Consider the following 23962-nt stretch of genomic DNA (forward strand, 5'->3'; position numbering starts at 1 on the left):
AATGCGCATTGTTGTCCTCGTCTCCGGTACAGGTTCAAATCTTCAGGCAGTCATCGACGCCGTGAAGTCGGGTGAACTGGATGTCGAGATAGCCGCTGTGGGCGCTGACCGCCCCGATACCTACGGCGTGGAGCGTTCGGACGAAGCCGGCATTGAGACGTTTGTGGTCAACTTCAACTCGTTCCCCACGCGCGCTGAGTGGGACACCGCTTTGAAGGACAAGGTGGCCTCGTACAAGCCCGACGTCGTAGTCTCCTCCGGGTTCATGCGGATCGTCAGCGCGGACTTCATCGACGCTTTCGGGGGCAAGTACGTCAACACGCACCCCGCACTGCTGCCGTCCTTCCCCGGAGCACACGGTGTCCGCGATGCCATGGCGTACGGCGTGAAGGTCACGGGCTGCACCGTTCACTGGGCCGACGCCGGCGTGGACACGGGCCCCATCATCGCCCAGGAAGCCGTGGCCGTTCTGCCCGATGACTCCGAGGAATCCCTGCACGAACGCATCAAGATCGTGGAGCGCCGCCTCCTGGTCCAAACCCTGGCAGACCTCGCGGCCTCACCCAACTAGGTCGCAATTGTGCGCGTTTTGACCGCCCAAAACGCGCTCTGCTGCTACTTACATTCCATTCCGGTGGGTTGGGCTGTGGATAACTCCGCACCGACGCTCTGATTTTGTCAGCATGGGGCATGAAGACGCCACGCCCTTTGCCCGAACCACTTTCGTCGTTGCCTTTCACATGGCAGGAAGCCGTCCGTGCCGGAGTATCCCGACGGCGGCTCAGTCACCAGAGCTTGGACTCACCCAGCCGAGCGATTCGAGCGCCCCGGTCAGAGACTGAGCATGCCCTCGTGGACAAGGTTCGACCGGTCACCCTTGTCACACCTTTCTCAGCCGCTTCCCATGCGACGGCCTTCCTGCTGTGGGAGCTTCCAGGGTTTCTCCCCGGAAGCCATGAGCCCGCCATTCACATTTCGCGGCCCCACACTATGGCTATCCCTCGCCGGCGTGGCGTGATTGGGCACCGAGGCCAGTTCTTCGAGGACGAAATCACCACGCTGGACGGCATGTTCATCACCAGCCGCGCTCGCACATGGTTGGACTGCTCACGCAAGATGGACATCGATGAGATCACTGTGGTGGCTGACCATCTACTGCGCATACCGAGGCCTGAGTTTGATGGTCGCCAAGCGCCTTATTGCACTATGGACGACCTTGAAGAAATGCTCGATCGCCATTGGGGAACACCGGGAATCCGCAAGGCGCGTTTGGCTTTGGAACAAGCCTGCGTAGGTGCCGACTCTGCCCCCGAAACGCGACTTAGGCTGGCACTTTCGCGGGCTGGGCTGCCCACCGCGGAAGTCAACGTACCCACGGAGCTGCGTCCCGGCGTCGTGCGTCAACCGGATCTGGCGTACCGGGAGTGGCGCGTGGCGGTGGAGTACGAAGGTTCGGGGCATTCGGATGCCGAGCAGATCGTCAGGGACATTGCCCGTGAGGAAGACTTCAGCCGTGCCGGATGGATTCTTGTCCGGATCTCAAAGCGCCACATGTCCACCGGTGCCACGACTGCGGTGGCCAAGGTGAGGCGGGCGCTCGAGCAACGCGGTTGGTCCCCCAAGTAAGTATCAGTAGTGCGCGGTTTGAGGGCTCAAAACGCGCACTACTGCGACTCAGTTGGGTACGGAGGGGCGATTACTCGAGGATGCGCTGCTTCGTTTCGGGGGCGAAGAAGGCCATCCACAGCACGGACAGGAGCACCAGGCCGCCTGCCATGGCGAACGACTGCGCGAGGCCGAACTCGGGCCAGAAGAACGAGGCGAACACGAGGGGCCCGAAGCCCGCTCCGATCCGCGAGAACGTGGACGCCCAACCAAAGCCCGAGCCGCGAAGTTCCGTGGGATACAGCTCCGACACGTACGCGTAGAGCACCGGAATCGCCACCTGGACCACGAATCCGAAGACCAGCAGCCAGAACACCGCCGCCGACGGAACGTCCACCACGAACGCCACGATCACCAGCGTCAGCGCGGACAGGGGACCGGTGACTGCCAGGACCCATTTGCGGCCCACACGCTCCACCAGCAGCGCGGCGACCACCACGCCCAGAAGCCCGACGGCGGCCATGCTCGCCGTCGTGACGAACGCCTTGTACTCCTCGAACCCGGCACCAATGAGGATCCGGGGCATCCATGTCAGGGACAGGTAGTAAACCAGCAGGATGCTGAAAAACAACGCCCAGGCCGCCGTCGTGATTTTCCAATCGAAAGTCCACACGCGGCGCAACTGCTCCCACGCGCTTCCGGCGGAGAGCCGAGGAGCGGCCTGCGGCTCGGGCAGACTGTAGGCCCGGGGCTCAGCGCCCGTGGCCTCGACCAAACCGTCAATGACGGCCGCCGCCTCAGCGCGGCGGCCTTTGCGGATAAGGAACAGCGGGGACTCGGGAACACTCCGCCGGACCCAGAAAACCAGCAATGCGGGCAGCACCATCACCAGCATTGTGAGCCGCCAATCAGCGAAGGCTGCGACCAAGCCGGCGGAGACAAAGCCACACAGCGCCGCGCCGATAGGCCACCAACCATCCATGGCGGTGAGGACCTTGCCGCGCTGCTTGCGTGGCGTGAACTCGCCCACGAGTGCATAGTCCACGGGGATGCAGCCGCCCAGGCCGAAGCCCGCCATGAAGCGGAAGATGCAGAACCACACGATGTCCGGGGCCAGCGCGCCGAGGACCGTGAAAATGCTGAAAATCAGGAGGGTAGCGGTGAACGCCTTCTTGCGCCCGATCGTGTCCGCGATGGTGCCCCACGCGAACGCGCCAACGGCCATGCCGATCAGGTTGGCGGTGCCGATCCAGGCGGCGTCGGCAGGCTGGAGCGACCAATGCCTGGACAGCAGCGGAATCAGGATGCCGTTGAGCGTGACATCCCAGGCGTCGAACATGAACCCGAGCCCGCCGATCAGGAAAATCCTGCCTTGGACCTTCCACCGCCACGGCAGTTCCTGCACAACTTGTTCGCCGCTGGGCACGGCTGTGTATGTATTCATTTGCCCTCCTGCATGCCACTTTATGCGCTGGGCCGGACACCGTTGGTCGGTCTACCCGCTGGGCGGTGGAACCTTACTTTGCGTTCTCGATCGCCTTCCTCAGGAATCCGCCGGCTTCCTCCAGCGCACTCTTCGCTTTGCCTGGCTCGATCCCGGTGAGCAGCACCAGAATGGCTGCCTTCACGGATCCGTTCACCGAGTCGAGCGCCACCGCAGCCTGGTGCGCGTCCACACCCGTTGCATGCTGAACGGTCCGCTGCGAGCGTGCCAGCAGCTTCTCATTTGTGGCGCGCAGGTCCACCATCAGGTTCCCGTAGGTCTTTCCGAGCTTCACCATAACCAGCGTGCTGATCATGTTGAGGACAAGTTTCTGCGCCGTTCCCGAATTCAGTCGCGTGGAGCCTGCGATGAACTCCGGACCCACCACAACCTCAATCGCGACATCCGCCAAATGACTCACAGCCGAGCCCTTGTTGCAGGCCAGCGACGCTGTGAACGCCCCCTTCTTGCGGGCCTCCTCCAGCGCACCGATCACGTACGGTGTCCTGCCGGACGCTGTAATACCGACGACGGCGTCCGCTTCCGTCACGTTGATGTCGTGCAGGTCGCGCGCTCCTGCGGTTGCGTTGTCCTCGGCGTACTCCACAGGCTTCTGGATTGCTTGGGTACCACCAGCGATGAGTCCGACGACGAGTCCCGGCGGGGTGCCGAACGTCGGCGGGCACTCGCTTGCGTCGAGCACACCAAGGCGCCCGGCCGTTCCGGCTCCCACGTACAAAAGGCGGCCACCGCGCCGGAGCCGCTCCGCAACGGCGTCGACCGTTGCCACGATCGCCGCGCTCGCAGCCTCGACGGCGGCTGGCACTCCAGCGCTGAAGGCCACCATGGCCGCAACCAGTTCCTCCGTGCCCAGGGTGTCCAACTCGCCAAGACCTTCAGCAGCGGCCTCGGTCTGCAGCCCAGCGAGTTCCGTGCGCAAGTCCGCGAGCCGATCGGCTGAGTCTGAGGGGCTAGTCGGGCCAGTTTGTTCCGTCACGGTGGATGTACCTTTCCTGGAGGAGCCCGCGGCGCGTCGCTGCGAGGGCAGCGCCGTCCAAGCCGTCGCCGAGAGCCGCTACCACCTCAATCCCAGCCGAAGCGAGGGCGTTCCGCAAGAGGCCGCCGAAGAACTCGGAGCTGACCACCCCGCCGAGGAGCGCCACGCGTGGCGTGCTGCCCGTATCGCCGCCGGATGCGAGCTTTACGGTGTGCGTCAGGATGCGGCACGCGTCGTCCACAATGCCCTGCGCGACGCCGTCACCCGCCTCCGCTGCGTGCAGCACCAGCGGCGCGAACCGGGCCATGGCGCGGTACGGGTTCTCGGCTGCGGCGAGCCAGCCCGGCAACATGTCCGGCGACTCGACCAGAGCTCCGGCCGCGGCTGACAGCGACGTAGCGGGACCGCCGTCGAGCGCGTTCAGCACCGCCTGTAATCCCTTCTGGCCTATCCAGCGGCCGCTGCCGCGGTCCCCAAGATAGGGGCCCCAGCCGTCGGCTCGGTGGAGGATGCCGGCTTCGTCGAAGCGGAAGGCAACGGCGCCTGTGCCCACGATCAGAGTGGTCCCGGGCGCTCCTTGCAGCGCGCCGAGCTGGGCGGCTGTGGCGTCGGAAAGGACGGCGGCGGGGACGCTGAATCGCTGGGCCAACATGGTGGCGAGCTCCCGCGACTTTTCCGCCGAAGCTTCGACTCCGGCCACTGCTGCGCCGATGCCCGTGAGCGTGCTGATGGGCAGGCCGGGCGGAAGCATGGACGTGGTCTCGAGTAACAAGTCGAAAGCCAACGTTGGACCGTTGTCCACGTGTACGCCGGCGAATCCGTGCTGATCGGCGGCGCCCAGAAGCTCTGTACCGCTGCGCAATTCGACGCGGCAACGGCTCTTCCCTACGTCGGCAACCAATACGACATCGAATGCTGCATCCATGGCACAACCCTATGTTGCGGGGCCTGTTCTGCGTGCTTGGTTGGTGGTTTGCCGCGCAGAGTGGGCCCCACAACGGGTGGGCTCCATGTTGCGGGGCCTGTTCTGCGTGCTTGGTTGGTGGTTTGCCGCGCACAGTAGGCCCCACAACGGGTGTGGAGGAATAGTCATGGCCGCCTGAGAGGGTGATTTCTGTGGATAACCGAATGCGAGCCATCGTTTCCCGCAAGCATGGTCCAATGAAGAAACCCACCCCATTGCCGACGGATGTCGACCCCCAAGGCTTCCTCGTTGCCGATGCCTATGCTTCCGGTGTGCCGCGATGGCGGCTCCAAACGAGCGAACTCGTGACGCCGAGCCGTGGCATTCGTCTCGCCAGGGCCAACGAACATGACCTCGAACTGCTCGGCCGTTTACACACGGCTGTCACGCCACGTTGCGCAGTCAGCCACGTCACGGCAGCGCTACTTTGGTCCATCCCGCTCCCCATTTACCTCGAGGCCGAGGGTGCCAGCGGAATGATCCATGTGACGCGTCGGCAAGAGATCGGCAGGGTTAAACGCCGTGGGGTGATCGGCCATAGAGCTCCGCTTTTGGCCCGGGACGTCCGTGTTTTGAACGGAGTCCACTTGACGTCGCCCGAATGGACCTGGGTGGATCTGGCCAGACAAATGGGGCGGGGCTCACTGGTCGCTGCCGGTGATGCGCTGTTAGCACGGGACAACCCATTGTCGTCGATTGATGCAATCCAGGAAGTCATTGATCGGCGGCCCAAGGTCAAAGGAATCAGGATGGCCAGGGAGATATTGCCGTTGCTGCGCGCAGGTGTCGATTCCCCGCAGGAGTCCCGGCTGCGTGTGAAAATTGTCGACGCCGGTCTGCCGGAGCCAGCGGTCACCCAGCCAATATTCGATGACCACGGCAGGTACATGTCCACGCCCGACCTCCAGTACAAGGAGTACAAAATTGCCATGGAGTATGAGGGCGATCACCATCGCTCTGATCCTGTGCAATGGGGGAGGGACATCGAACGCGACGACCGGCTCCGTGCCAAGGGGTGGATCGTGCTGAGGTTCTCGGACGTCCAGATGAAGGGCGGGTGGGTCAATGCCGAACGAAAGCTGCGAGATGCGTTGACTTCGCGCGGGTGGCGACGACCGTCGTCGTAAATTTGCGGGGAAGGGGGTTCTTGTGGGGCCTGGTGTGCGCTGCAAACCGGGGGAATGGGGTGCAGAGCGGGCCTCACAACGCGGGAGGGGGGACTTGTGGGGCCTGGTGTGCGTGGCTTGTCCTGGGTTTGGGGCGCAGAGCGGGCCTCGCAACGCGGGGGAGGGGGTTCTTGTGGGGCCTGGTGTGCGTGGCTTGTCCTGGGTTTGGGGCGCAGAGCGGGCCTCGCAACGCGGGGGAGGGGGACTTGTGGGGCCTGGTGTGCGCGGCAAACCGGGGGAATGGGGGGGGGCAGAGCGGGCCTCGCAACGCAGGCCCAACGAGGACTCAAAACCGGACCAACCTCGAAACACGATAAACTCTCCGTATCCCCACACCCGCGACACCACCCGCGATATCTACGCGAACTAAGACGGAGACTTTTGTGAGCTTGACGCAGCTTGACCGTGTTCCCATCCGCCGTGCACTGATCTCGGTTTACGACAAGACGGGACTGGAGGAGCTCGCGAAGGGCCTGCACGCAGCCGGCGTCGCAATCGTTTCCACCGGCTCCACCGCCAAGAAGATCGCTGCCGCAGGCATCCCGGTCAAGGAAGTCGAAGAAGTCACCGGCTCCCCGGAAATGCTGGACGGCCGCGTCAAGACGCTGCACCCGCGCGTGCACGGCGGCATCCTGGCCGACCGTCGCGTCCCGGCGCACATGGAAACCCTCGCCGGCATGGAGATCGAAACCTTCGACCTCGTGGTGGTGAACCTGTACCCGTTCGTCGAGACCGTGAAGTCCGGCGCAGCGCAGGATGACGTGGTTGAGCAGATCGACATCGGAGGCCCCGCCATGGTGCGTTCGGCCGCGAAGAACCACGCCGCCGTCGCTATTGTTACGGACCCGAACTTCTACGGCGCAGTAGTTGCCGCCGCTCAAGAAGGCGGCTTCGACCTCAACACCCGCCGCCGCCTGGCCGCCAAGGCGTTCGCGCACACTGCCAGCTACGACAACGCTGTGGCCACCTGGACCGCCAGCCAGTTCCTGGACGAAGACGGCGACGGCGTCATCGACTGGCCTGCCTACGCCGGTCTGTCCTTGGAGCGTTCCGAGGTCCTCCGCTACGGCGAGAACCCGCACCAGCAGGCTGCACTGTACGTGGATAAGGCTGCCCCGGCCGGTATCGCCCAGGCCGACCAGCTGCACGGCAAGGCCATGAGCTACAACAACTTCGTCGACGCCGACGCCGCCCTCCGCGCGGCCTTCGATTTCGCCGAACCTGCGGTCGCTATCATCAAGCACGCCAACCCGTGCGGTGTGGCTGTCGGATCCGCTGGCGCTGCAGACCCGATCGCCGACGCCCACGCCAAGGCCCACGCGTGCGATCCCGTTTCCGCGTTCGGTGGCGTCATTGCGGCCAACCGCACGGTCACCGCGGGCATGGCCCAGACCGTTGCCGGCATCTTCACTGAGGTTGTCATTGCCCCGGACTTTGAGCCGGAAGCAGTGGAGATCCTCTCCAAGAAGAAGAACATCCGCCTGCTCGCGCTCCCCGAGGGCTACGGCCGCTACCCCTCCGAGATGCGCCAGGTTTCCGGTGGCGTGCTGGTCCAGATGAGCGACAAGGTGGACGCCGACGGCGACAACCCCGCCAACTGGACACTCGCAGCCGGCGAAGCCGCAGATGAGAAGACCCTCGCAGACCTCGCCTTCGCCTGGACCGCTTGCCGCGCCGCCAAGTCCAACGCCATCCTGGTCGCCAACAACGGCGCAGCAGTGGGCATCGGCATGGGCCAGGTCAACCGCCTCGACTCCTGCAAGCTGGCCGTCGAGCGCGCCAACACGCTGGGCGTTCAGGTGGAGTCCGACGTCGATGGTGCCGGCGGTGCGTCCAACGCCAGCGGCAGCGGCGCACCTGAGCGCGCCCGCGGTGCCGTTGCGGCCTCCGATGCGTTCTTCCCGTTCGCTGATGGCCTGCAGATCCTGATCGACGCCGGTGTCCGCGCCGTCGTCCAGCCCGGCGGATCTGTCCGGGACGACGAAGTCATCGCCGCAGCCAACGCTGCCGGCATCACGATGTACTTCACGGGCGCACGCCACTTCTTCCACTAAAAGTCAGCGGGAAAACCCGCAACGCAACGGCGGCCGCCCCCGGAAGGGGACGGCCGCCGTCGTTATTTAACAGGGTCGCGCTAAGAAGGCTGTTACGAAGCCGCCGCCGTGGTGTACGTCGACTGGATGACGGAGCCCCAGTACGGGCCGTACATGGTGCTGGAGTTGCTGCCGTAGCCGTAGCTGTTGACGGAGTTCTGGTAGCCGCTGGAGCTGGTGCCGATGAACCACGGGCCACCCGAGGAACCACCGGTCATGTTGCACGGGATGCCTTGGCTGGCGAACTGCGGGTTGTAAGGATCGTTTGTTGCGGTGCCGGAGCAGCTCTTGAGCGATTCACCGTTGAACGGAGGAGCCGCCGGGTAGCCGAAGGCCTTGTAGCTCAGGCCGCGGGCGGCGTTGAACTGGACACCGGAAGCGCCCACCACGTCTGCGAGCCTTTGGCCGTTGAGCGTGTTCATGACTGCGAAGCCGGTGTCGTACTGCATGTTGCCGCTGCCGGACCACTGTGTGGGGGCGTACAGCGCCTTTGCCGTCCACTGCCCGTAGGGTGCGGAGCCGTTGAGGTATGCCGGGACGAACACGAAGTTGGTGGCGAAGGCTCCGGGTCCCTCGTTGAGGCAGTGTCCGGCGGTGGAGACGGTGCTCTTGTTGGTGGAGGTCACGGAGTTTGCCGAGCAGACGTAGTTGGAGCCGCCCAAGGTGAAGAACACCTTTCCGATGTGTTTGACGGGGGTTTCGCTCTTGTTGACCTTCAGGTTGATGGCCTTGGAGTCGACGGCGGCCTTCTGGCCTTCGACGGTGCTGACCGCTCCTGGTGCTTCAGTCGTCAATGACTTGCCCAGATTCAGGAGCTTGCTGCGCTGCAGTGCCTTGTCCGCCAGGATGTCGCCGGATTTCGCAGTCTTCATGCGCTCCGGGGTCCAGTAACTGGCCGTGCCGCTGTCCGACGCCGTGTAGCTGCTGGCAACGGAGCCAGTGGTGTCGGTGGTGCTGACGGGGGCCGCGTTGGCGCTGGTGGTGCCAACCAGGGCCATGATCGCGGCGGCGGACAGACTCAGCAGGCTTGTGGCCAGGGTCTTGGTTTTTGTCACGTTGTTCCTACCTATCGAGGGAGTGAGGCGGCCAGTGATGGCGACCGCCGACTGACGAGATTGAAGGTATCGAACGTATGACAAGTTTGTAAAGAGTTGTTTCACATTTTGTGATATCGGCCTTTCATTTCTTGACATCGGTCATCGAACACGTGATCCCGGACACGAACGGACGCCATGAGGGCCTGCTCGGGTAAGTTAGAGATGTTGAAATCTGCAGACTTTCAGGGAGAACCCCGCCAATGGCCAAGATTATCTATACCCACACAGACGAAGCGCCGATGCTGGCTACCTACTCATTCCTGCCGATTGTGGAAGCGTATGCCTCGACCGCAGGTGTGGAGGTCGAGACCCGCGACATTTCGCTGGCAGGCCGTATCATCGCCGTTTTCGGCGATTTCCTGACTGAAGAGCAGCGCACAGGCAACGCCCTGGTTGAACTTGGTGAACTGGCAAAGCAGCCGGAAGCCAACATCATCAAGCTGCCCAACATCAGTGCCTCCGTGCCGCAGCTCAAGGCTGCCATCGCCGAGCTCCAGGCCCAGGGCTTCGCCCTCCCGGACTACCCGGACAACCCCTCCTCGGACACCGAGACGGACATCCGCTCGCGCTACGACAAGATCAAGGGTTCCGCTGTGAACCCGGTGCTGCGTGAAGGCAACTCTGACCGCCGCGCACCGCTGTCCGTGAAGAACTACGCTCGCCAGAACCCGCACTCCATGGGTGCCTGGTCCTCCGAGTCCAAGACCAACGTTGCCACCATGGGCGAGAACGACTTCCGCTCCAACGAGAAGTCCGTTGTGCTGGAAAAGGACGATTCCCTCAGCATCCAGCTGGTCCGTGAAGACGGAACCGTCAAGGTCCTCAAGAAGGACTTCCCGGTTCTGGCCGGCGAAGTTGTGGACGGCACCGTCCTGCGCGCCGACGCCCTGGACGAATTCCTCAAGGCACAGGTTGCCCGCGCCAAGGAAGAAGGCGTGCTCTTCTCCGCACACCTGAAGGCCACCATGATGAAGGTCTCGGACCCCATCATCTTCGGCCACGTGGTCAAGGCTTACTTCTCCGAGCTCTTCGACACCTACGGCAAGCAGCTCGCTGCAGCCGGCGTGAGCCCCAACAACGGTCTCGCCGCTATCCTCAACGGCCTGGAAGACCTGCCGGAGGACGTCCGCGAAGGCGTCAAGGCAGCCATCACCAAGGGCCTCGAAGAAGGCCCGGCGCTGGCCATGGTTGATTCCGACAAGGGCATTACCAGCCTTCACGTCCCGTCCGACATCATCGTGGACGCTTCCATGCCGGCAATGATCCGCTCCTCCGGCCACATGTGGGGCCCGGACGGCAAGGAAGCAGACACCCTCGCGGTCATCCCGGACAGCTGCTACGCAGGTGTCTACCAGACTGTGATCGACGATTGCCGTGCCAACGGCGCATTCGACCCCACCACCATGGGCACCGTTCCCAACGTGGGCCTCATGGCGCAGGCAGCCGAGGAATACGGCAGCCACGACAAGACGTTCGAAATCCAGGCGGCCGGCACCATCCAGCTCGTGGACCGCTCCGGCAAGGTGCTCATCGAACACCAGGTCTCCCCGGGTGACATCTGGCGCGCATGCCAGACCAAGGATGTCCCGATCCGCGACTGGGTCAAGCTGGCCGTCACCCGCGCCCGCGCTTCCCAGACCCCGGCCGTGTTCTGGCTGGACGAGACCCGCGCGCACGACGCCAACCTGATCGCCAAGGTCAAGGAGTACCTCAAGGACCACGACACCGAGGGCCTGCAGATCGAAATCCTCTCCCCGGTTGAGGCCACGGCGTTCACGCTGGAGCGCATCCGCAAGGGCGAAGACACCATCTCCGTCACCGGTAACGTGCTCCGCGACTACCTCACGGACCTCTTCCCGATCTTGGAACTCGGCACCAGCGCCAAGATGCTGTCCGTCGTTCCGCTGATCAACGGTGGTGGGCTCTTCGAGACCGGCGCCGGTGGATCCGCTCCCAAGCACGTCCAGCAGCTCGTGAAGGAAAACCACCTTCGCTGGGACAGCCTCGGTGAGTTCCTCGCCCTGGCCGTCAGCTTCGAACACCTGGCAACCACCACGGGCAACGCCCGCGCCCAGGTTTTGGCTGACACGCTGGACCGCGCCACGGGCACGTTCCTGCTGGAAAACAAGTCCCCGCGCCGCAGCGTTGGCGAGCTGGACAACCGCGGAAGCCACTTCTACCTGGCCACGTACTGGGCACAGGAACTGGCCAAGCAGACCTCCGATGCAGAGCTTGCAGCCGCTTTCGCTGCCATCGCCGAGGCCCTGACCTCCAACGAGGACGTCATCGTCGGCGAGCTGAACGCAGTCCAGGGTTCCGGCGTCGAACTGGGCGGCTACTACCGTCCGGACGCTGCCAAGGCTGCCGAGATCATGCGCCCGTCCGCTACGTTCAACAAGGTCCTCGCGACCCTGAGCTAGTCACGGCAACTAAAAGGCCCTGCAGGTGAGAACCTGCAGGGCCTTTTACGTGTACAAAACTGCCTCAGCGGGCGGCCAGGAACCGATCAGGGGCGGTCCCGCCGTCGACGATGTCCTTCAGAACCCGGCCGATCGCGGGCGTGAACTTGAAGCCATGACCGGAGAAGCCGGCCCCCACTACAAGCGGACCGAAGCGGTCCAGCACAAAGTCCTCGGTGGGCGTGGTGGTGTAGGTGCAGCTGATGGGAACCGCAGTGGAAGGGTCGACGCCGGGAAGCCACTCCTCCGCGTACCGCACCAGGGCGTCGAGCTGCTGGGGGATGGGCTCGAACGTGCGCTCGTCGGGGTCCATGACGGGGCCGACGCCGTGCCAGCCGGCCTTGACACCCTCGCCGGGGGTGAGCATGCCGTAGACGGGGCTGAACCAGTATTCGTAGGCGGGATCGTCCATGTCCGGGCTGTGGTTGAAGCTCGGCCAGACCACCGAGTTGTCCAGCGGGGTGAAGTGGGCCGGCTGCTCCTGGGTGACCACGAGTGCTGGCAAGTCGGCGTGCTTGCCGATGAGCTTGGTGGTCCACGCGCCGGCAGTGACCACCACGCGCCGGGCCATGTATTCGGTCTCGTCCGTCACCACTACCACCGAGTCGGCGCCGTTGACGCGGATGTCCCGCACCGGCGTCGAGTACTTGAAGACAGCGCCGCGGGCCTCCGCGGATGTGCGCAAGGCAACCAGTGCATCAGCCGCGCGAACCCGGCCGGACCCCGGCACAAAGAGGACGTCGGTGCTGAAGTTCATGCCCTGCCAGCGATCGGCCGCCTCGGCAGCGGAGATGAAGTAGCTCTCGATGCCACGTTCCTGATGGGCCTCCCGGACTTGCTCCAATCGGGCGACGTTCCCGTGGTTCGCCAGCCCTACGAGGTCCAGGAGCGGCGCGCCGGATTCCGCTGCGAGCTCGTCCCACAGGGTCTTGGATTCCGCGAGAAGGTCCAGGTAGTCGGCCTCGGCGTAGGCAGTGTTGAAGTTGCGGGTGGAACCGTGGGAAGCGCCGATGTGGTGACCGGGCTCAAAGCGCTCCAACAGGACCACCGAGCGACCGGACCGCGCCAGTTGCCACGCGGCCGCCGACCCCATTGCTCCTCCGCCAACAACTACCACGTCAACGTTCATTCCCGCTCCATCCACACTGTCCGGCACCCCCGGTGTGAGGCACGCCTTCCATTCTGCCCCCACTCACCCAACTGAGTAGCAGCAGTGCGCGTTTTGAGCGCCCAAAACGCGCTCAATTGCGACTCAGTTGGGTGAGGCGGGCACGTTACGCAGCCAGCCGCCTGCGGATCCACGCGGAGAACTGGTCCACCACGATGATGAGCACCAGGACGATCAGGATGTGCGTGAGCATGGAGTCGAACTGGAACGACTTGATGGACTGGTTGATCAGGAGTCCGATGCCGCCGGCACCCACCAGGCCAAGCACCAGCGAAGACCGGACGTTGACGTCGAAACGGTAGAGCAGCAGGCCAACGAACTGCGGGACCACCATGGGCAGGGTCGCGTTGGCTACCTGCTGGATGCGGTTGGCTCCCGCGGTACGGAGGGCTTCTTGCGGTCCGGCGTCGATCTCCTCCATGGACTCGGCCCACAGCTTGCCCATCACACCGGTGTTGTGGCAGATCAGGGCCAGCACGCCGGCAAAGGGACCGAGCCCCACCGCGGTAACGAAAATCAGCGCGAACACGATGTCCGGCACAGCACGGAAGAAGGACAACACAGAGCGCGCCGCCTGATACACGAGCCGGTGCGGACTGGTGTTCTCGGCGGCCAGCGCAGCCAGAAGCAGCGCGAACGGCACCGAAAGCGTGGTGCCCAGAAGGCCGATCCACAGTGTCACGAGTGTGGCTTCGAGCCCGGGCTTGAGGGTCTTCTCCCAGCTGAGGTCCGGCGGGAAGGCATCGGCAACGAACGCGGCCATGCCCTTCCAACCGTCCACCAACAGCTCCGGCTTGAAGTCCGTCCCTTCGATAGCCACAGCGTGAAGTCCGACGACGGCGGCAACGGCCACCGCCGTCGTGATCCAGCGCAGCGGCTTCTTCGGGCGGACCAGTGCCACGCGGGTTTTGCTCGAAGAGTCCCGGCGCGCGACGGCCGGGGTCAGGGTTTGGGGTGTCATGCTACGAGCTTCCTGTCCGGGGCGTACAGCGTGTCGAGGTGATCAGCCGTGACGTCGGCCGAGGGGAGGTCGAAGGTCATGGAGCCGTGAAGCAGCCCAATGGACCGATCGGCGTACCGCAGGGCCAGGTCCGGTTGGTGCAGGACGGCGGCAACGGCCAGCCCCTCGGAATGGGCGAGTTCGCGGAGCAAAGCCATGACCTGCTCGGCGGCGTGCGGGTCCAGTGCGGACACGGGCTCGTCGGCAAGTACGACGTCGGCCCGCTGGCAGAGTGCCCGGGCTACGGCCACGCGTTGCTGTTGTCCGCCGGACAGCCGACCGACGCGATCGAAGGCACGGTCAGCCAGGCCTACGCGGTCCAGGCAATCCAAGGCCTCTTGCTGCACCTCGGCCGGGAACAAGATGGGGCTCAGCGAACGAACGGTGGGAATACGGGCCAGCGCGCCAGCGCACACGTTATCCAAGGCCGTCCGCCGGGGGACCAAATGGATCTTCTGGAAGATCATGGCCATGCGCTGGCGGGCTTCCTGCTCAGCCTTCCCTTGCAGTGTCCCCAGTACAGTCCCGGCGATGCTGATGGTTCCCGCGTCGGGGGCGGTGATGCCCATGACGCAGCGCAAGGTGGTGGACTTGCCTGAGCCGTTGGCGCCAAGGAACGCGACAAGTTCGCCAGCGGCTACGGTGAAGTCCACGCCATCCAGGACCGTGCGGCCGCTGAAGGACTTGCGCAAGCCTTGGACGGAGAGAGGCATTACAGGTCCTTTTCGGTGAGGCCCATGGTCTCGGCGAGTTCGAACAGCGGCGTGTAGTTGTCCTTGGTGACCTCGAGCAGCGGGCCGGGAGGGGTGACGTCGAGGAACTCGCCTACCTTGGCCACATCAGCCGGATCCAGGCTCAGGAACGCCTCCTTGATGGCCTGCTTGAAGGCGGGATCGGCGTCGCCACGCACGGTGATGGGATCGTTCGGGATGGGGTTGGAGGTCCACACCTGGCGGAAGCTGTCCGGCGCAAACGTGCCGGCCGCGATGGCCGTGGCCAGCGTCTGGGAGTTGATCTCGGCCGCATCCACTTTGCCGTTGGTCAGCGCGAGCAGGGCTTCAGGGTGGCCGCCGGTGTAGTCCATCTTGAGGTCGGCGTCGGCGATTCCGGCTTCCCTGAGGCCGAAGCGCGGCAGGACATCGCCCGACGTCGAACCAACGCTGCCCAAGGCGAGGGACTTGCCCTTGAGGTCGCCGATGCCCTGGATGGAGCTGTCCTTGGGGACCCAGATTCCGGCGGTGTACGTGCTGAGTTCCTTCTCGGCGGTGCCGAAGGAAACCAGCGGTTCGGCGCCTGCCTTGGCGTCCGCGAACACGTAACCCAGGGGACCGAACTGGCCCAGGTCGAGCTTGCCGTTGCGCATCGCCAGGACCTCGGCGGCGTAGTCCTCTACCACCTGCACGTTGACCGGGCAGTCGAGCTTCTTGGAAAGGGCGGCGGCCAGGACGTCGTAAGCGGGCTTCAGTTTGGCCGGGTCCTCGTAAGGCTCGATGCCGAACTTGATCTCACCGTTGGGGCACGTGGCGGAGGCCGTTTCAGTGGAGCCGGCCGATTGCGCGGAACCGCCGCAAGCGGTCAGCGCGAGTGCGGTGGCGAGTGCAAGGGCCGAGCCGGTGAAGAGCGTGGTTTTCATGGGAATCCTTAGGCGAAGGGGACTGATGCGGGTTTTCAGAGCAGAACGGGAAATCAGGACAAACGCGACACATTGCGGTGTGCCAGGCCGAAGGACAGCGTCATGCCGACACCGGAGGTCACGGACACCACCGTGACGCCGGGTTGGACGTCGCGAACCAGGATTGGGGCGACCTCGGAGGAGGCGTAAATGCCTTGCCAGCGCTGGACGATCTCCAGTGGCTCGCCAATCCTGGCCGCGATTTCGGTGTTGAGGGTTTCGGTCACTGCCTCATCCAGGAAGGGGTCGGCCGTGAGGTGGTAATGGTGGGAATCGCCCAGGATCACGGTGCCATCCGGGCGCTGCGTGAACATGACGTTGGCACCGATCTCCAGCAGCTCCGGCTGGTTCTCTTGGACTTCGGCGCGGAGGGCCGCCGCAGCAGGCATGTCCGTGAAGGCCGGGTAACGGAGCATGGACGTTGCCGTCAGGACCGCGGGAGCGAACTCGACGCCGGCCGGCTTGGCAGCCAGCGACATCTGCAGCGCGCACCGCTGGATCTGGTGTTCCGCGGCAAGATCGGGGAACAGGTAGTCAACGTCGTGCCCGACGCACACGAAAACCTGCTTGGCCCGTAGCTCGCCGCGCGACGTCTGGACGCTGACACCGTCCGGGGATTGGCTGAAGCCAAGTGCCGCCGTGTTCCAGTGAAGTTCGACGCCGGACTGCTGGCTGAGCCATTCGGCCAACGTTGCGACCGTGGTCCGTGGGTCAACGCGAAGATCGTCCCGAAGGAAGGCCCCACCTACCAGACCCGGCCATCCGCCGTCGTGCGATTCTGCTGAAGGCGCGCTGGAACCGGCACCCAGCAGCTCCCGCGTCCCGGAAGGGGAGAGCAGTTCAACCTGGCCGGGTTCCCGCACGGAGGAGAGCTCACGGAGGACAGCCATCTCCGCGTCGGTGCGGGCGAGGACCACGGCTCCGGCCTCGGCGGCCCAGAAGCCGGCCTGTTCGGCGAACTCAAGCCAGTACTTCCGCGAGGTCTGGGCAAGCTCGTACAGTTCGCCCGATTGGGCGGTGATGCAGCAGTGCCCGAAGTTGCGCACGGAAGCGCCGGCCGCGTGGTGGTCGCGTTCGATGATGGTGACGGTCAGGCCGTTGGCAACTGCGTGGGCGGCGTGCGCCAGGCCAACGATTCCGGCCCCGACAATGACGACGTCGGTGGACTGGCTGGGGGTGCTGGCTGCAGTCGTGGGGGAGGTGCTTGGGTTGTTCACACCATTGACATTGGCGGCCGTTTCGAACGGAAGCAAGCCAGATCGCCACTTGTATATACAAGTTAATCTGAATTTAACGTCTGTTCATTTGAGTTCACGCCAAGTTCATCTATGACCGCGCAAAACCGGAGTTTCGAACCAAGCAGACTTGTATTATCAACTTGTGAGCACACAGCAGAACGCACCCCTCCACGTCAGGCTGAGCGAGGAATTCATGCGCCGGATCACCGACGGTGACTGGCCGCCGGGCTTCCAGTTGCCCAGCGAGGCTGAGCTGTGCCGCGAATTCGGTACCTCACGTGGGCCGATCCGGCAGGCGCTCGCTTTCCTGCGGGCCGAGGGAGCGGTGACCGGCGGGCGTGGACGTCCGCCCATGGTGCGTGCGTCCGTGCCGTCACAGTCGTTCTCCACGTTCAACTCGTTCACTGAGTGGGCATCCGGGATCGGTAAGAAGCCCGGTCAACGGACCCTGGAAGTGGCCCGCCGTGAGGCAAGTCCCGAAGCCGCTGAGGCTCTGGGCCTGGTGCCCGGAACCACCGTGGTTGAAGTCCTTCGCGTCCGGTACCTGGACGAGTCGCCGGCCATGATCGAACGCACCACGTTCGTCCTGGAGGTGGGCCGGAAGCTCTTCGACTTCGACACCGACTCCGGCTCCATCTTTGCCTTCCTCAAGGAGCAAGGCGTTGATCTTCACAGCGCCCGCCACACGATCGACGCCGTCGCGGCCAATGACGAGGACGCTGAACTGCTGGAGCAACCCGAAGGCATTCCACTCCTGCGGGAACGCCGTATCACGCGCTCCGGCGATGGGCAGCCCTTGGAATATTCCGAGGACCGCTACCTGCCGGCGCTCACGAACTTCACCATCGACAACACCGTGGAACGCCGGGCCGCCCTGGTTCGCATCCACACAGAAGGAGCCACCCCATGATCAAGCTCGTTGCCTGCGATATGGCCGGAACCACCATCGACGAACACGGCGACGTCTACGTTGCCCTTGCCCGCTGCGTTGAGGAAACCGGCGTCCCCACCACTCCCGAGGCCGTCCAGGAATGGATGGGCGCGGACAAGGTTGAGGCCATTGCTGCGCTGATCGAAGCCGGTGGCGGCACTGCCGATCCGGAGACCGTCGCGGCTGCCTTCATCCGTTTCAAGGAGCTGTTGGTCGGGTTCTACGACGCCAACCCACCTGTGGCGCTGGAGGGCGTTGAAGACGCTTTCCGCGAACTCCGCCGCCAGGGCATCAAGGTGGCTTTGACCACAGGCTTCTCACGCGACGTCGCCCAGCCCCTGCTTGAGCGGCTGGGATGGAGCGTTTCCGACGACAACCTGCTTGACGCCGTCGTGTGTTCTGACGAAGTGGCGGCCGGCCGCCCGGCACCGCATATGATCCACCGGGCCATGGAACTGACAGGGGTGCAGGATGTCCGGGCTGTGATCGCCGCCGGCGATACCCTGAACGACCTCGCCGCAGCCTACAACGCGGGCGTCACCGCGGTGGGCGTGCTGACCGGCAAGCTGGACCGCGAAGCCCTGGCCGCGCACCCGCACCACCACATCCTGGACGGCGTGAAGGACATTCCGGCGCTGCTCTCCTAGCCGGGGGCGCGGGCGGTTGGCACGGAGCGCCCAAGCATGGAAGATTGGGACGGGTGAAATTCCTTCACCCCTCTCCCAAGTCCTCAGCCCGCGGCGTCGCGATCCTCCGTGTGGTGTTCGGCGCCATGATCATGGTCCACGGCATGCAGAAACTCATGGCAGGGCACCCCGCTTTCGCCGCGTCGGTTGCCGCCATGGGCGTACAGAAGCCCGAGATCGTGGCTTGGCTGGTCATTGCCGGTGAATTGGGCCTGGGCCTGCTCCTGGTGCTCGGCGCACTCACGCGTGTGGCCGGTTTCCTCGCGGCGATCCTCTTCGCCGGGATCTGGTTCGTCACGGAAGCAGGCAAGCCACTGCTCACCGACAAAGCAGGCGTCACGGCTGAACTGCTGATCGTCTATATCGCTATTTCCGTGGCCTTTGTCTTTTTGGGCCCCGGAGCGCTGTCCCTGGATCGGAAGCTGGCGCGCCAGCCAGTCCGCCAAGGGCGTTAATACAGGCGAGTTAACTCCCGACGGCGGCAGTCACCGGCGCGCGCAAGATCCCGACGGCGGCCCTCACCGCGCGTCGTTCGGATACCGGATCCCGAGTTGAGAGCGCACGCCGTCGAACAAGCGCATGACGTTGACCGAGTCGTCCAGTGGCATGACCGGGCTCTCGGTGAGGCCTTGCTGCACGCATCGGGTTACTTCGCGGAGTTCGTACGTGTAGCCAGTGCCCACCACGTCGAAGCGTTCGTGCCGCGGCTCGTCCCATCCCACCCGGATGAGCAGCTCACGGGGATTGTTCACCGAGCCGACAGTCTGCAGGTATCCGAGCCCGCCGGCAACAGTGGCCGTCCGCGGTCCGTGGGCCATCAGGGATGACGTGAGCTGGGCCTGCGCACCAGTGGCGTAGCCGAGCGTCAGAGCGTTCTGCGTGTCCACTCCGTCCTCGTTCAGCGACCCGATTGCCGTCACGGACTGCGGGAACCCCAGTGTTCCGAGGGCCCACAACAAGGGGTACACAGTGAGGTCCAGGAGTGCGCCGCCGCCGTCATTGAGGGCCCAGATGCGTGCGGCGGGGTCGAAGGGTGCCGGGAAGCCGAGGTCCGCGGTGACCCATTGGATGTGTCCGAGCTCCCCGGAAGCAGCGATCGCGAAAGCCCGCTGCATGCTGGGCAGGAACCGGCTCCACACGGCCTCCATGAAGAACACTTTCTGCTCCCGTGCCAGCTTCACCAACCCGGCAGCTTCACGGGCGTTGATGGTCAGGGCCTTCTCGCACAGGACGTGCTTGCCTGCCCTGAGTGCTGCCGCGGCAATCTGATAGTGCTGGGCATGCGGAGTGGCCACATACACGACGTCGACGTCAGGATCCTCAACCAGGCGCTGGTAGCCGGGCACGCCGCCGTCGTCCCCGTACGCCTTGGCGAAGCCTGTTGACTGCGCGAAGGCGTCAGCCGCGGCCTGCGTGCGTGAACTCACCGCATACAATTCCGCGTCCTCCAACAAGGACAGATCCTGGGAAACGCTGTTGGCGATGTTCCCGGTGGAGACCACACCCCAGCGCAAACGCTGCCCGGTTGCAGCGCGGGGATCCTGGTTGGTCTGGGTGGACAGCCACGGCTTGGCGATAGGGAGAGTCATGCCTGTCATCCTCTCATTTCCGAGACTGTAAGCATTCTGTCGAGTCGCCCGAATGTCAGGCCAAACTATATTCCTCGCCTAGGCTGGTGCAATCATCCCTCGCAGAGGTTCTGTGGGGAGTTACCGAAATGGAGCAGGGATGGGTATTTTTCGGCGCGTCATTTTGCCGGTTGCCTGGTTGTTGGTTTTCGCAATAATTGCAGTGGCATTGGTCAAAATCGCCTTCGTAGACGGCCTCGAATCTTCCGGTGCCGAGCCGGCGCCATTGGCTCAAGTGGACATCCCGGTGGTCCCGGCGACGCGTGCCACGGTCACCAACACCGTGCAGATCAAGGGCACCGTTCAGAGCGACGCGGCGAATCCGGTCCGCAGCACCTCTGCCGGCAAGGTCATCAAGATCTTCGTCGAGCCGGGTGCCACGGTGGCCAAGGGGGACGCTCTCTTCCAGGTCAAGGCCGAGCGCGCAGTCACCACCACGCAGACGTCCAAGGACGGTACGCCCACGGCGCCGAAACCCGTGTACGACTACTTTGACATCCTCGCTCCCAGCGCCGGCACCCTGAAGACGCTGACCGCGCTGATCGACCAGCAACTGAGTGTCGGCGAGAACGTAGGCAGCATCGATCCAGGCACCTACACCGTGGCGGGATCCGTCACTGCCGCCCAGCAGTACCGTCTGCTCGGCAAGCCTGGCCCCGCCGAGATTGCGTTGGTGGGTGGACCGGCGCCGTTCCAATGCGCCGAAGTGACACTCAGGAACAACACGTCCGACGACGCCGGCAGCACCTCGGGCGGTTTGGCCGCCACTGGCGGAGGTGCCGGCATGGGCGTCGGAGCGGCTGTGGCGATTCCGGGCGGTGGTGGCCAGTCGGAGGAAAGCGGCACGCCTACTGGAACGCTCAGCTGCGCGATCCCGTCCGGCCAACAAGTCTTTGCCGGGCTCGGTGCCACCATGACCGTCAACGCCGGCGTGGCCGCAGATGTGGTCACGGTTCCGCTGACCTCGGTGAAGGGCAGCGTGAAGGACGGGATCGTGTGGATTGCCGGCGCAGGCGCCAACGGGGCCGCTCCGGAGCAGCGTACCGTCCAGCTGGGACTCAACGATGGTTCCGTGGTGGAAGTGACGTCCGGGCTGACCGAAGGTGAGCAAGTACTTGAGTTCGTGCCGGGCGCCCCGGCAGCCCCGGATCCCATGATGGGTCCCGGCCAGGTCGCCTACGCTCCGGCAGGCTAAGACATGGAGGAATCAACCAAGGAAAACCTTGTCAGTTTGCGGTCAGTGACCCGATCCGTCACGCTGCCTGACGAACAGGAACTTCATATCCTCAGGGGCATCGACCTCGAGGTGTACAGCGGCGATCACACGGCAATCGTGGGCCGATCCGGTTGCGGCAAGTCCACGCTGCTCAATCTGCTGGGCCTGCTGGACGTCCCGACCTCCGGCGAGTTGGAGTTCCTGGGCAATCCAGCAGACCAGCTGAGCAGTAATGCCCGCGCCCGTTTGCGGGGTTCCACCGTGGGGTTCGTCTTCCAGCAGTTCAACCTGCTGCCAGGGCGCAGCGCCTTGGACAACGTGATCACGCCGCTGTTCTACTCCAAGGGCCGGGAGTTCTGGCGCCGCCGGGACATCGCCATGGACATGCTGGACCGTGTGGGCCTTGCGGCCCGTGCCAACACCATGCCGAACATGCTCTCGGGCGGCGAACAACAACGCGTAGCCATCGCCAGGGCCCTGGTCCGCAGGCCACGGCTCATCCTTGCCGATGAGCCCACCGGTGCACTGGATGTTGAGACCGGTCAGTCCGTCATGGCGCTGCTGGACACTGTGGCCACCGAGACGGCCGCAGCCCTGGTGACCATTACCCACGACACCAACGTGGCAGCACTGGCCCGCGCCTGCTACCGCCTGGACTCGGGTGTGCTGAGCCCCCTCCCCGTACCAGCAACTGCAGGAGTCAGCGCATGACCGGCTTTGTCTCCACGGTGGTGGAAGCATGGCAGGAACTCCGCATCAACAAGGTACGGATCCTCCTGGCGTTGCTCGGTGTGGCATTGTCAGTGGCCGCCCTGACCTCCGTGGTGGGCGTCGGAAACCTGGCCCGCCAGGGTTTCAAAGTGGACTCAGAACGGAACGGCGGCCGGGTGGCAACGCTATCCCTGAACGTCGGTGGACCAACCATGCCGGACGCAGCCAGCCTCGAGAAGGCGTACCAAGGGATCCAGCAGCGCTACGGAATTACTACCTCCACCCATGTGGGCCGTACCCAGAAGGGCTTCCAGTTTCCCCGCGGTGTGACCGACGTGAACATGACGATCGTGGACATCGGCTACGGCATCATTCACCGCGTTCCGATCAAGCAGGGAAGCTGGTTTGCTGCCGACGACAACCAAAGGCTCGCGCCCGCCGTCGTCGTCTCCGAGTCCTTCTACAACCAAGCCGGCAGCCCCAACCTGACCACAAACCCCACTATCACCATCCCGGGTGACCAGCCGGCGACGGCGGTGATCATCGGCGTCGTGCCTGACACCTACCCGAACACGCCACCCTCCGCCTTTATCCTTGGCGACGGAGCGGCCATGACAGGCATGACGGCGCAGATGTCGGAGTTCAAAATGTGGGTAGGCGAGGAGCAGGCCGATGCGCTCACAGCAGCGATCACCGCGGACCTTCAAGGCCAGTTCCCCGGCCAGTACGCCCAAGCCAGCCGCATGGACTACGCCGCTTACGGAGATCCGTTGGCCCCTGTCCAGCTGGTAGTGGGCGGAGTAGCCGGGCTGGTGCTGTTGCTGGGCGCCGTGGGGATGCTGAACATCTCCATGGTGACCGTGCGTTACCGGGTCAGGGAAATCGGTATCCGGCGAAGTTTCGGTGCCACGTCGGGGCGGATCTTCTTCGGCGTCATGATGGAATCCGTGGTGGCCACCGCAGTTGCCGGCATCGCAGGAGTCATGCTGGCGGTCGCGGTGGTGAAGCACCCATGGATCGAATCAAAAGTTGCGCCGGGACTTACCGAATACCCGGCGTTCCCCATCGACGCCGCACTCCTTGGGTTCGGCGCGGCAGTTCTTGTGGGCGCACTCGCCGGAGCCATTCCTGCGCTCGTGGCGGTGCGCGTCAAGGTCATCGATGCGATCCGCTTCTAGCCTCTTCCGTGAGCCTGCCCTGCTGAAGGCGGAAACGGCGTTCCGTCTTCTGGGCCAGGCTGCGGTCGTGGGTGACCACCAGGATGGTGGTGTTGTGGTCGCGGCTCAATGAGCTCAGCAACTCAATGATGTGCTCACCGGTCTGCTCGTCCAGATTCCCGGTGGGCTCATCAGCGAGGATCAGCTTCGGTTCGTTGGCCAGCGCCCTGGCAATGGCAACACGCTGCTGCTCTCCGCCGGACAGCCTGTTGGTCCGGCGGGGGTGCTTCTCAGGATCCAACTGAACCTGTTCCAGCAACTCCTTGGCCCGCTGCAACCGCGCAGCCTTGCGGACACCGGCGAACTCCATGGGCAACATGACATTGTCCACGGCGCTGAGGTTCGGGATCAGGTTGAACTGCTGGAATACGAACCCGATGTCCCGGCGCCGGTACTCGGTCAGCTTGCTGTCCGGAAGACCGGCCAGGCTGACGCCATCCACGACGACGTCTCCGGAGGTGGGTTTGTCCAGCGCACCCAGGAGGGACAACAGCGTGCTCTTGCCGCTGCCGCTCTTGCCAACGATCGACGCCAGCGAGCCCTTCTCGAGCTCGAAGCTGACACCGTTGACCGGCTTGATGGTCCGGTCACCCGACTTGAACTGACGGACCAGGTCCTTGACTTCAATCAC

22 protein-coding genes are annotated in these 23962 nt (G+C 64.4%); 11 read left to right on the plus strand and 11 right to left on the minus strand.

All coding sequences use genetic code 11. The features are described 5' to 3' along the window. Position 1 precedes the first annotated feature (1 nt). Positions 2-571, plus strand: a complete 570-nt coding sequence (gene purN, locus ACIQC5_RS05555) for a phosphoribosylglycinamide formyltransferase (protein ID WP_400279206.1) — start codon at positions 2-4, stop codon at positions 569-571. A 419-nt stretch (positions 572-990) separates the two neighbouring features. Continuing rightward, complete coding sequence (locus ACIQC5_RS05560; RefSeq protein WP_400279208.1) at positions 991-1626, plus strand: endonuclease domain-containing protein; 636 nt, start codon at positions 991-993, stop codon at positions 1624-1626. Between the two features lie 70 nt (positions 1627-1696). Here ACIQC5_RS05560 and ACIQC5_RS05565 read toward each other — a convergent pair whose 3' ends face one another. The 3 genes from ACIQC5_RS05565 to ACIQC5_RS05575 all read right to left on the minus strand — a co-directional run bounded on the left by ACIQC5_RS05565 (position 1697) and on the right by ACIQC5_RS05575 (position 5010). Beyond that, complete coding sequence (locus tag ACIQC5_RS05565) at positions 1697-3049, minus strand: MFS transporter (RefSeq protein WP_400279211.1); 1353 nt, start codon at positions 3047-3049, stop codon at positions 1697-1699. 73 nt (positions 3050-3122) lie between these two features. After that, the gene (gene murQ / locus ACIQC5_RS05570) at positions 3123-4085 is read right to left on the minus strand and encodes an N-acetylmuramic acid 6-phosphate etherase (protein WP_400279213.1); all 963 of its coding nucleotides are present in this window, start codon (positions 4083-4085) and stop codon (positions 3123-3125) included. Continuing rightward, complete coding sequence (locus tag ACIQC5_RS05575; protein ID WP_400279216.1) at positions 4060-5010, minus strand: N-acetylglucosamine kinase; 951 nt, start codon at positions 5008-5010, stop codon at positions 4060-4062. Before ACIQC5_RS05575 ends, murQ begins: the two co-directional genes overlap by 26 nt. Positions 5011-5246: 236 nt before the next feature. Here ACIQC5_RS05575 and ACIQC5_RS05580 point away from each other — a divergent pair, with 236 nt between their 5' ends. Both ACIQC5_RS05580 and purH read left to right on the plus strand, forming a co-directional pair. Then, a complete protein-coding gene (locus tag ACIQC5_RS05580; protein WP_400279218.1) occupies positions 5247-6176 on the plus strand; it encodes an endonuclease domain-containing protein in 930 nt (309 codons plus the stop codon). Positions 6177-6598: 422 nt separating this feature from the next. Further along, complete coding sequence (gene purH, locus ACIQC5_RS05585) at positions 6599-8269, plus strand: bifunctional phosphoribosylaminoimidazolecarboxamide formyltransferase/IMP cyclohydrolase (protein WP_400279221.1); 1671 nt, start codon at positions 6599-6601, stop codon at positions 8267-8269. Positions 8270-8361: 92 nt separating this feature from the next. Here purH and ACIQC5_RS05590 read toward each other — a convergent pair whose 3' ends face one another. Continuing rightward, positions 8362-9468 (minus strand): trypsin-like serine peptidase, encoded by a 1107-nt coding sequence (locus tag ACIQC5_RS05590; protein WP_400279224.1) that lies wholly within the window; start codon positions 9466-9468, stop codon positions 8362-8364. Positions 9469-9605: 137 nt separating this feature from the next. On the opposite strand from ACIQC5_RS05590, the gene ACIQC5_RS05595 reads away from it, so the two are divergent. Then, positions 9606-11825 (plus strand): NADP-dependent isocitrate dehydrogenase, encoded by a 2220-nt coding sequence (locus tag ACIQC5_RS05595; RefSeq protein ID WP_400279226.1) that lies wholly within the window; start codon positions 9606-9608, stop codon positions 11823-11825. Positions 11826-11889: 64 nt separating this feature from the next. On the opposite strand, the gene ACIQC5_RS05600 is transcribed toward ACIQC5_RS05595, so the two are convergent. From ACIQC5_RS05600 to ACIQC5_RS05620, 5 genes are all read right to left on the minus strand, one after another. Further along, positions 11890-12993, minus strand: a complete 1104-nt coding sequence (locus tag ACIQC5_RS05600; protein WP_400279228.1) for an FAD-dependent oxidoreductase — start codon at positions 12991-12993, stop codon at positions 11890-11892. 145 nt (positions 12994-13138) lie between these two features. Then, positions 13139-13993 carry a phosphonate ABC transporter, permease protein PhnE gene (gene phnE / locus ACIQC5_RS05605; protein ID WP_400279230.1) on the minus strand — a complete coding sequence of 285 codons (855 nt, stop codon included), beginning with the start codon at positions 13991-13993 and terminating at the stop codon, positions 13139-13141. Further along, positions 13990-14745, minus strand: a complete 756-nt coding sequence (locus tag ACIQC5_RS05610; protein ID WP_400279232.1) for a phosphonate ABC transporter ATP-binding protein — start codon at positions 14743-14745, stop codon at positions 13990-13992. Before ACIQC5_RS05610 ends, phnE begins: the two co-directional genes overlap by 4 nt. Then, positions 14745-15665, minus strand: a complete 921-nt coding sequence (locus ACIQC5_RS05615; RefSeq protein WP_400279234.1) for a phosphate/phosphite/phosphonate ABC transporter substrate-binding protein — start codon at positions 15663-15665, stop codon at positions 14745-14747. The genes ACIQC5_RS05610 and ACIQC5_RS05615 overlap by 1 nt, the downstream gene beginning before the upstream one ends. 53 nt (positions 15666-15718) lie before the next feature. Then, positions 15719-16921 carry a TIGR03364 family FAD-dependent oxidoreductase gene (locus ACIQC5_RS05620; RefSeq protein WP_400279237.1) on the minus strand — a complete coding sequence of 401 codons (1203 nt, stop codon included), beginning with the start codon at positions 16919-16921 and terminating at the stop codon, positions 15719-15721. A 163-nt stretch (positions 16922-17084) separates the two neighbouring features. Between ACIQC5_RS05620 and ACIQC5_RS05625 the strand changes: the two genes are divergently transcribed. Genes ACIQC5_RS05625 through ACIQC5_RS05635 form a run of 3 tightly spaced genes read left to right on the plus strand, consistent with a single transcriptional unit; the run spans position 17085 to position 19014 of the window. Continuing rightward, a complete protein-coding gene (locus ACIQC5_RS05625) occupies positions 17085-17852 on the plus strand; it encodes a GntR family transcriptional regulator (protein WP_400279239.1) in 768 nt (255 codons plus the stop codon). Next, positions 17849-18520, plus strand: coding sequence for a phosphonatase-like hydrolase (locus tag ACIQC5_RS05630; RefSeq protein ID WP_400279241.1), 672 nt, complete (start codon positions 17849-17851; stop codon positions 18518-18520). The genes ACIQC5_RS05625 and ACIQC5_RS05630 overlap by 4 nt, the downstream gene beginning before the upstream one ends. 53 nt (positions 18521-18573) lie before the next feature. Then, a complete protein-coding gene (locus tag ACIQC5_RS05635) occupies positions 18574-19014 on the plus strand; it encodes a DoxX family protein (protein ID WP_400279243.1) in 441 nt (146 codons plus the stop codon). Positions 19015-19077: 63 nt separating this feature from the next. On the opposite strand, the gene ACIQC5_RS05640 is transcribed toward ACIQC5_RS05635, so the two are convergent. Further along, on the minus strand, positions 19078-20148 hold the full coding sequence (locus ACIQC5_RS05640; protein ID WP_400279246.1) for a Gfo/Idh/MocA family protein: 1071 nt from the start codon (positions 20146-20148) through the stop codon (positions 19078-19080). Positions 20149-20287: 139 nt separating this feature from the next. On the opposite strand from ACIQC5_RS05640, the gene ACIQC5_RS05645 reads away from it, so the two are divergent. Genes ACIQC5_RS05645 through ACIQC5_RS05655 form a run of 3 tightly spaced genes read left to right on the plus strand, consistent with a single transcriptional unit; the run spans position 20288 to position 23292 of the window. Further along, entirely contained in the window at positions 20288-21382 is a 1095-nt protein-coding gene (locus ACIQC5_RS05645) for a hypothetical protein (RefSeq protein WP_400279249.1), read from the plus strand. 3 nt (positions 21383-21385) lie between these two features. Beyond that, the gene (locus tag ACIQC5_RS05650; protein ID WP_400279252.1) at positions 21386-22114 is read left to right on the plus strand and encodes an ABC transporter ATP-binding protein; all 729 of its coding nucleotides are present in this window, start codon (positions 21386-21388) and stop codon (positions 22112-22114) included. Then, positions 22111-23292: an ABC transporter permease gene (locus ACIQC5_RS05655; protein WP_400279254.1), complete on the plus strand. Its 1182-nt coding sequence runs from the start codon at positions 22111-22113 to the stop codon at positions 23290-23292. Before ACIQC5_RS05650 ends, ACIQC5_RS05655 begins: the two co-directional genes overlap by 4 nt. Here ACIQC5_RS05655 and ACIQC5_RS05660 read toward each other — a convergent pair. Further along, the gene (locus tag ACIQC5_RS05660) at positions 23270-23962 is read right to left on the minus strand and encodes an ABC transporter ATP-binding protein (RefSeq protein ID WP_400279256.1); all 693 of its coding nucleotides are present in this window, start codon (positions 23960-23962) and stop codon (positions 23270-23272) included. The two genes, ACIQC5_RS05655 and ACIQC5_RS05660, sit on opposite strands and share 23 nt — an antisense overlap.

Origin of the sequence: Paenarthrobacter sp. NPDC092416 (assembly GCF_044755025.1) — a bacterium.
Lineage (GTDB): Bacteria > Actinomycetota > Actinomycetes > Actinomycetales > Micrococcaceae > Arthrobacter.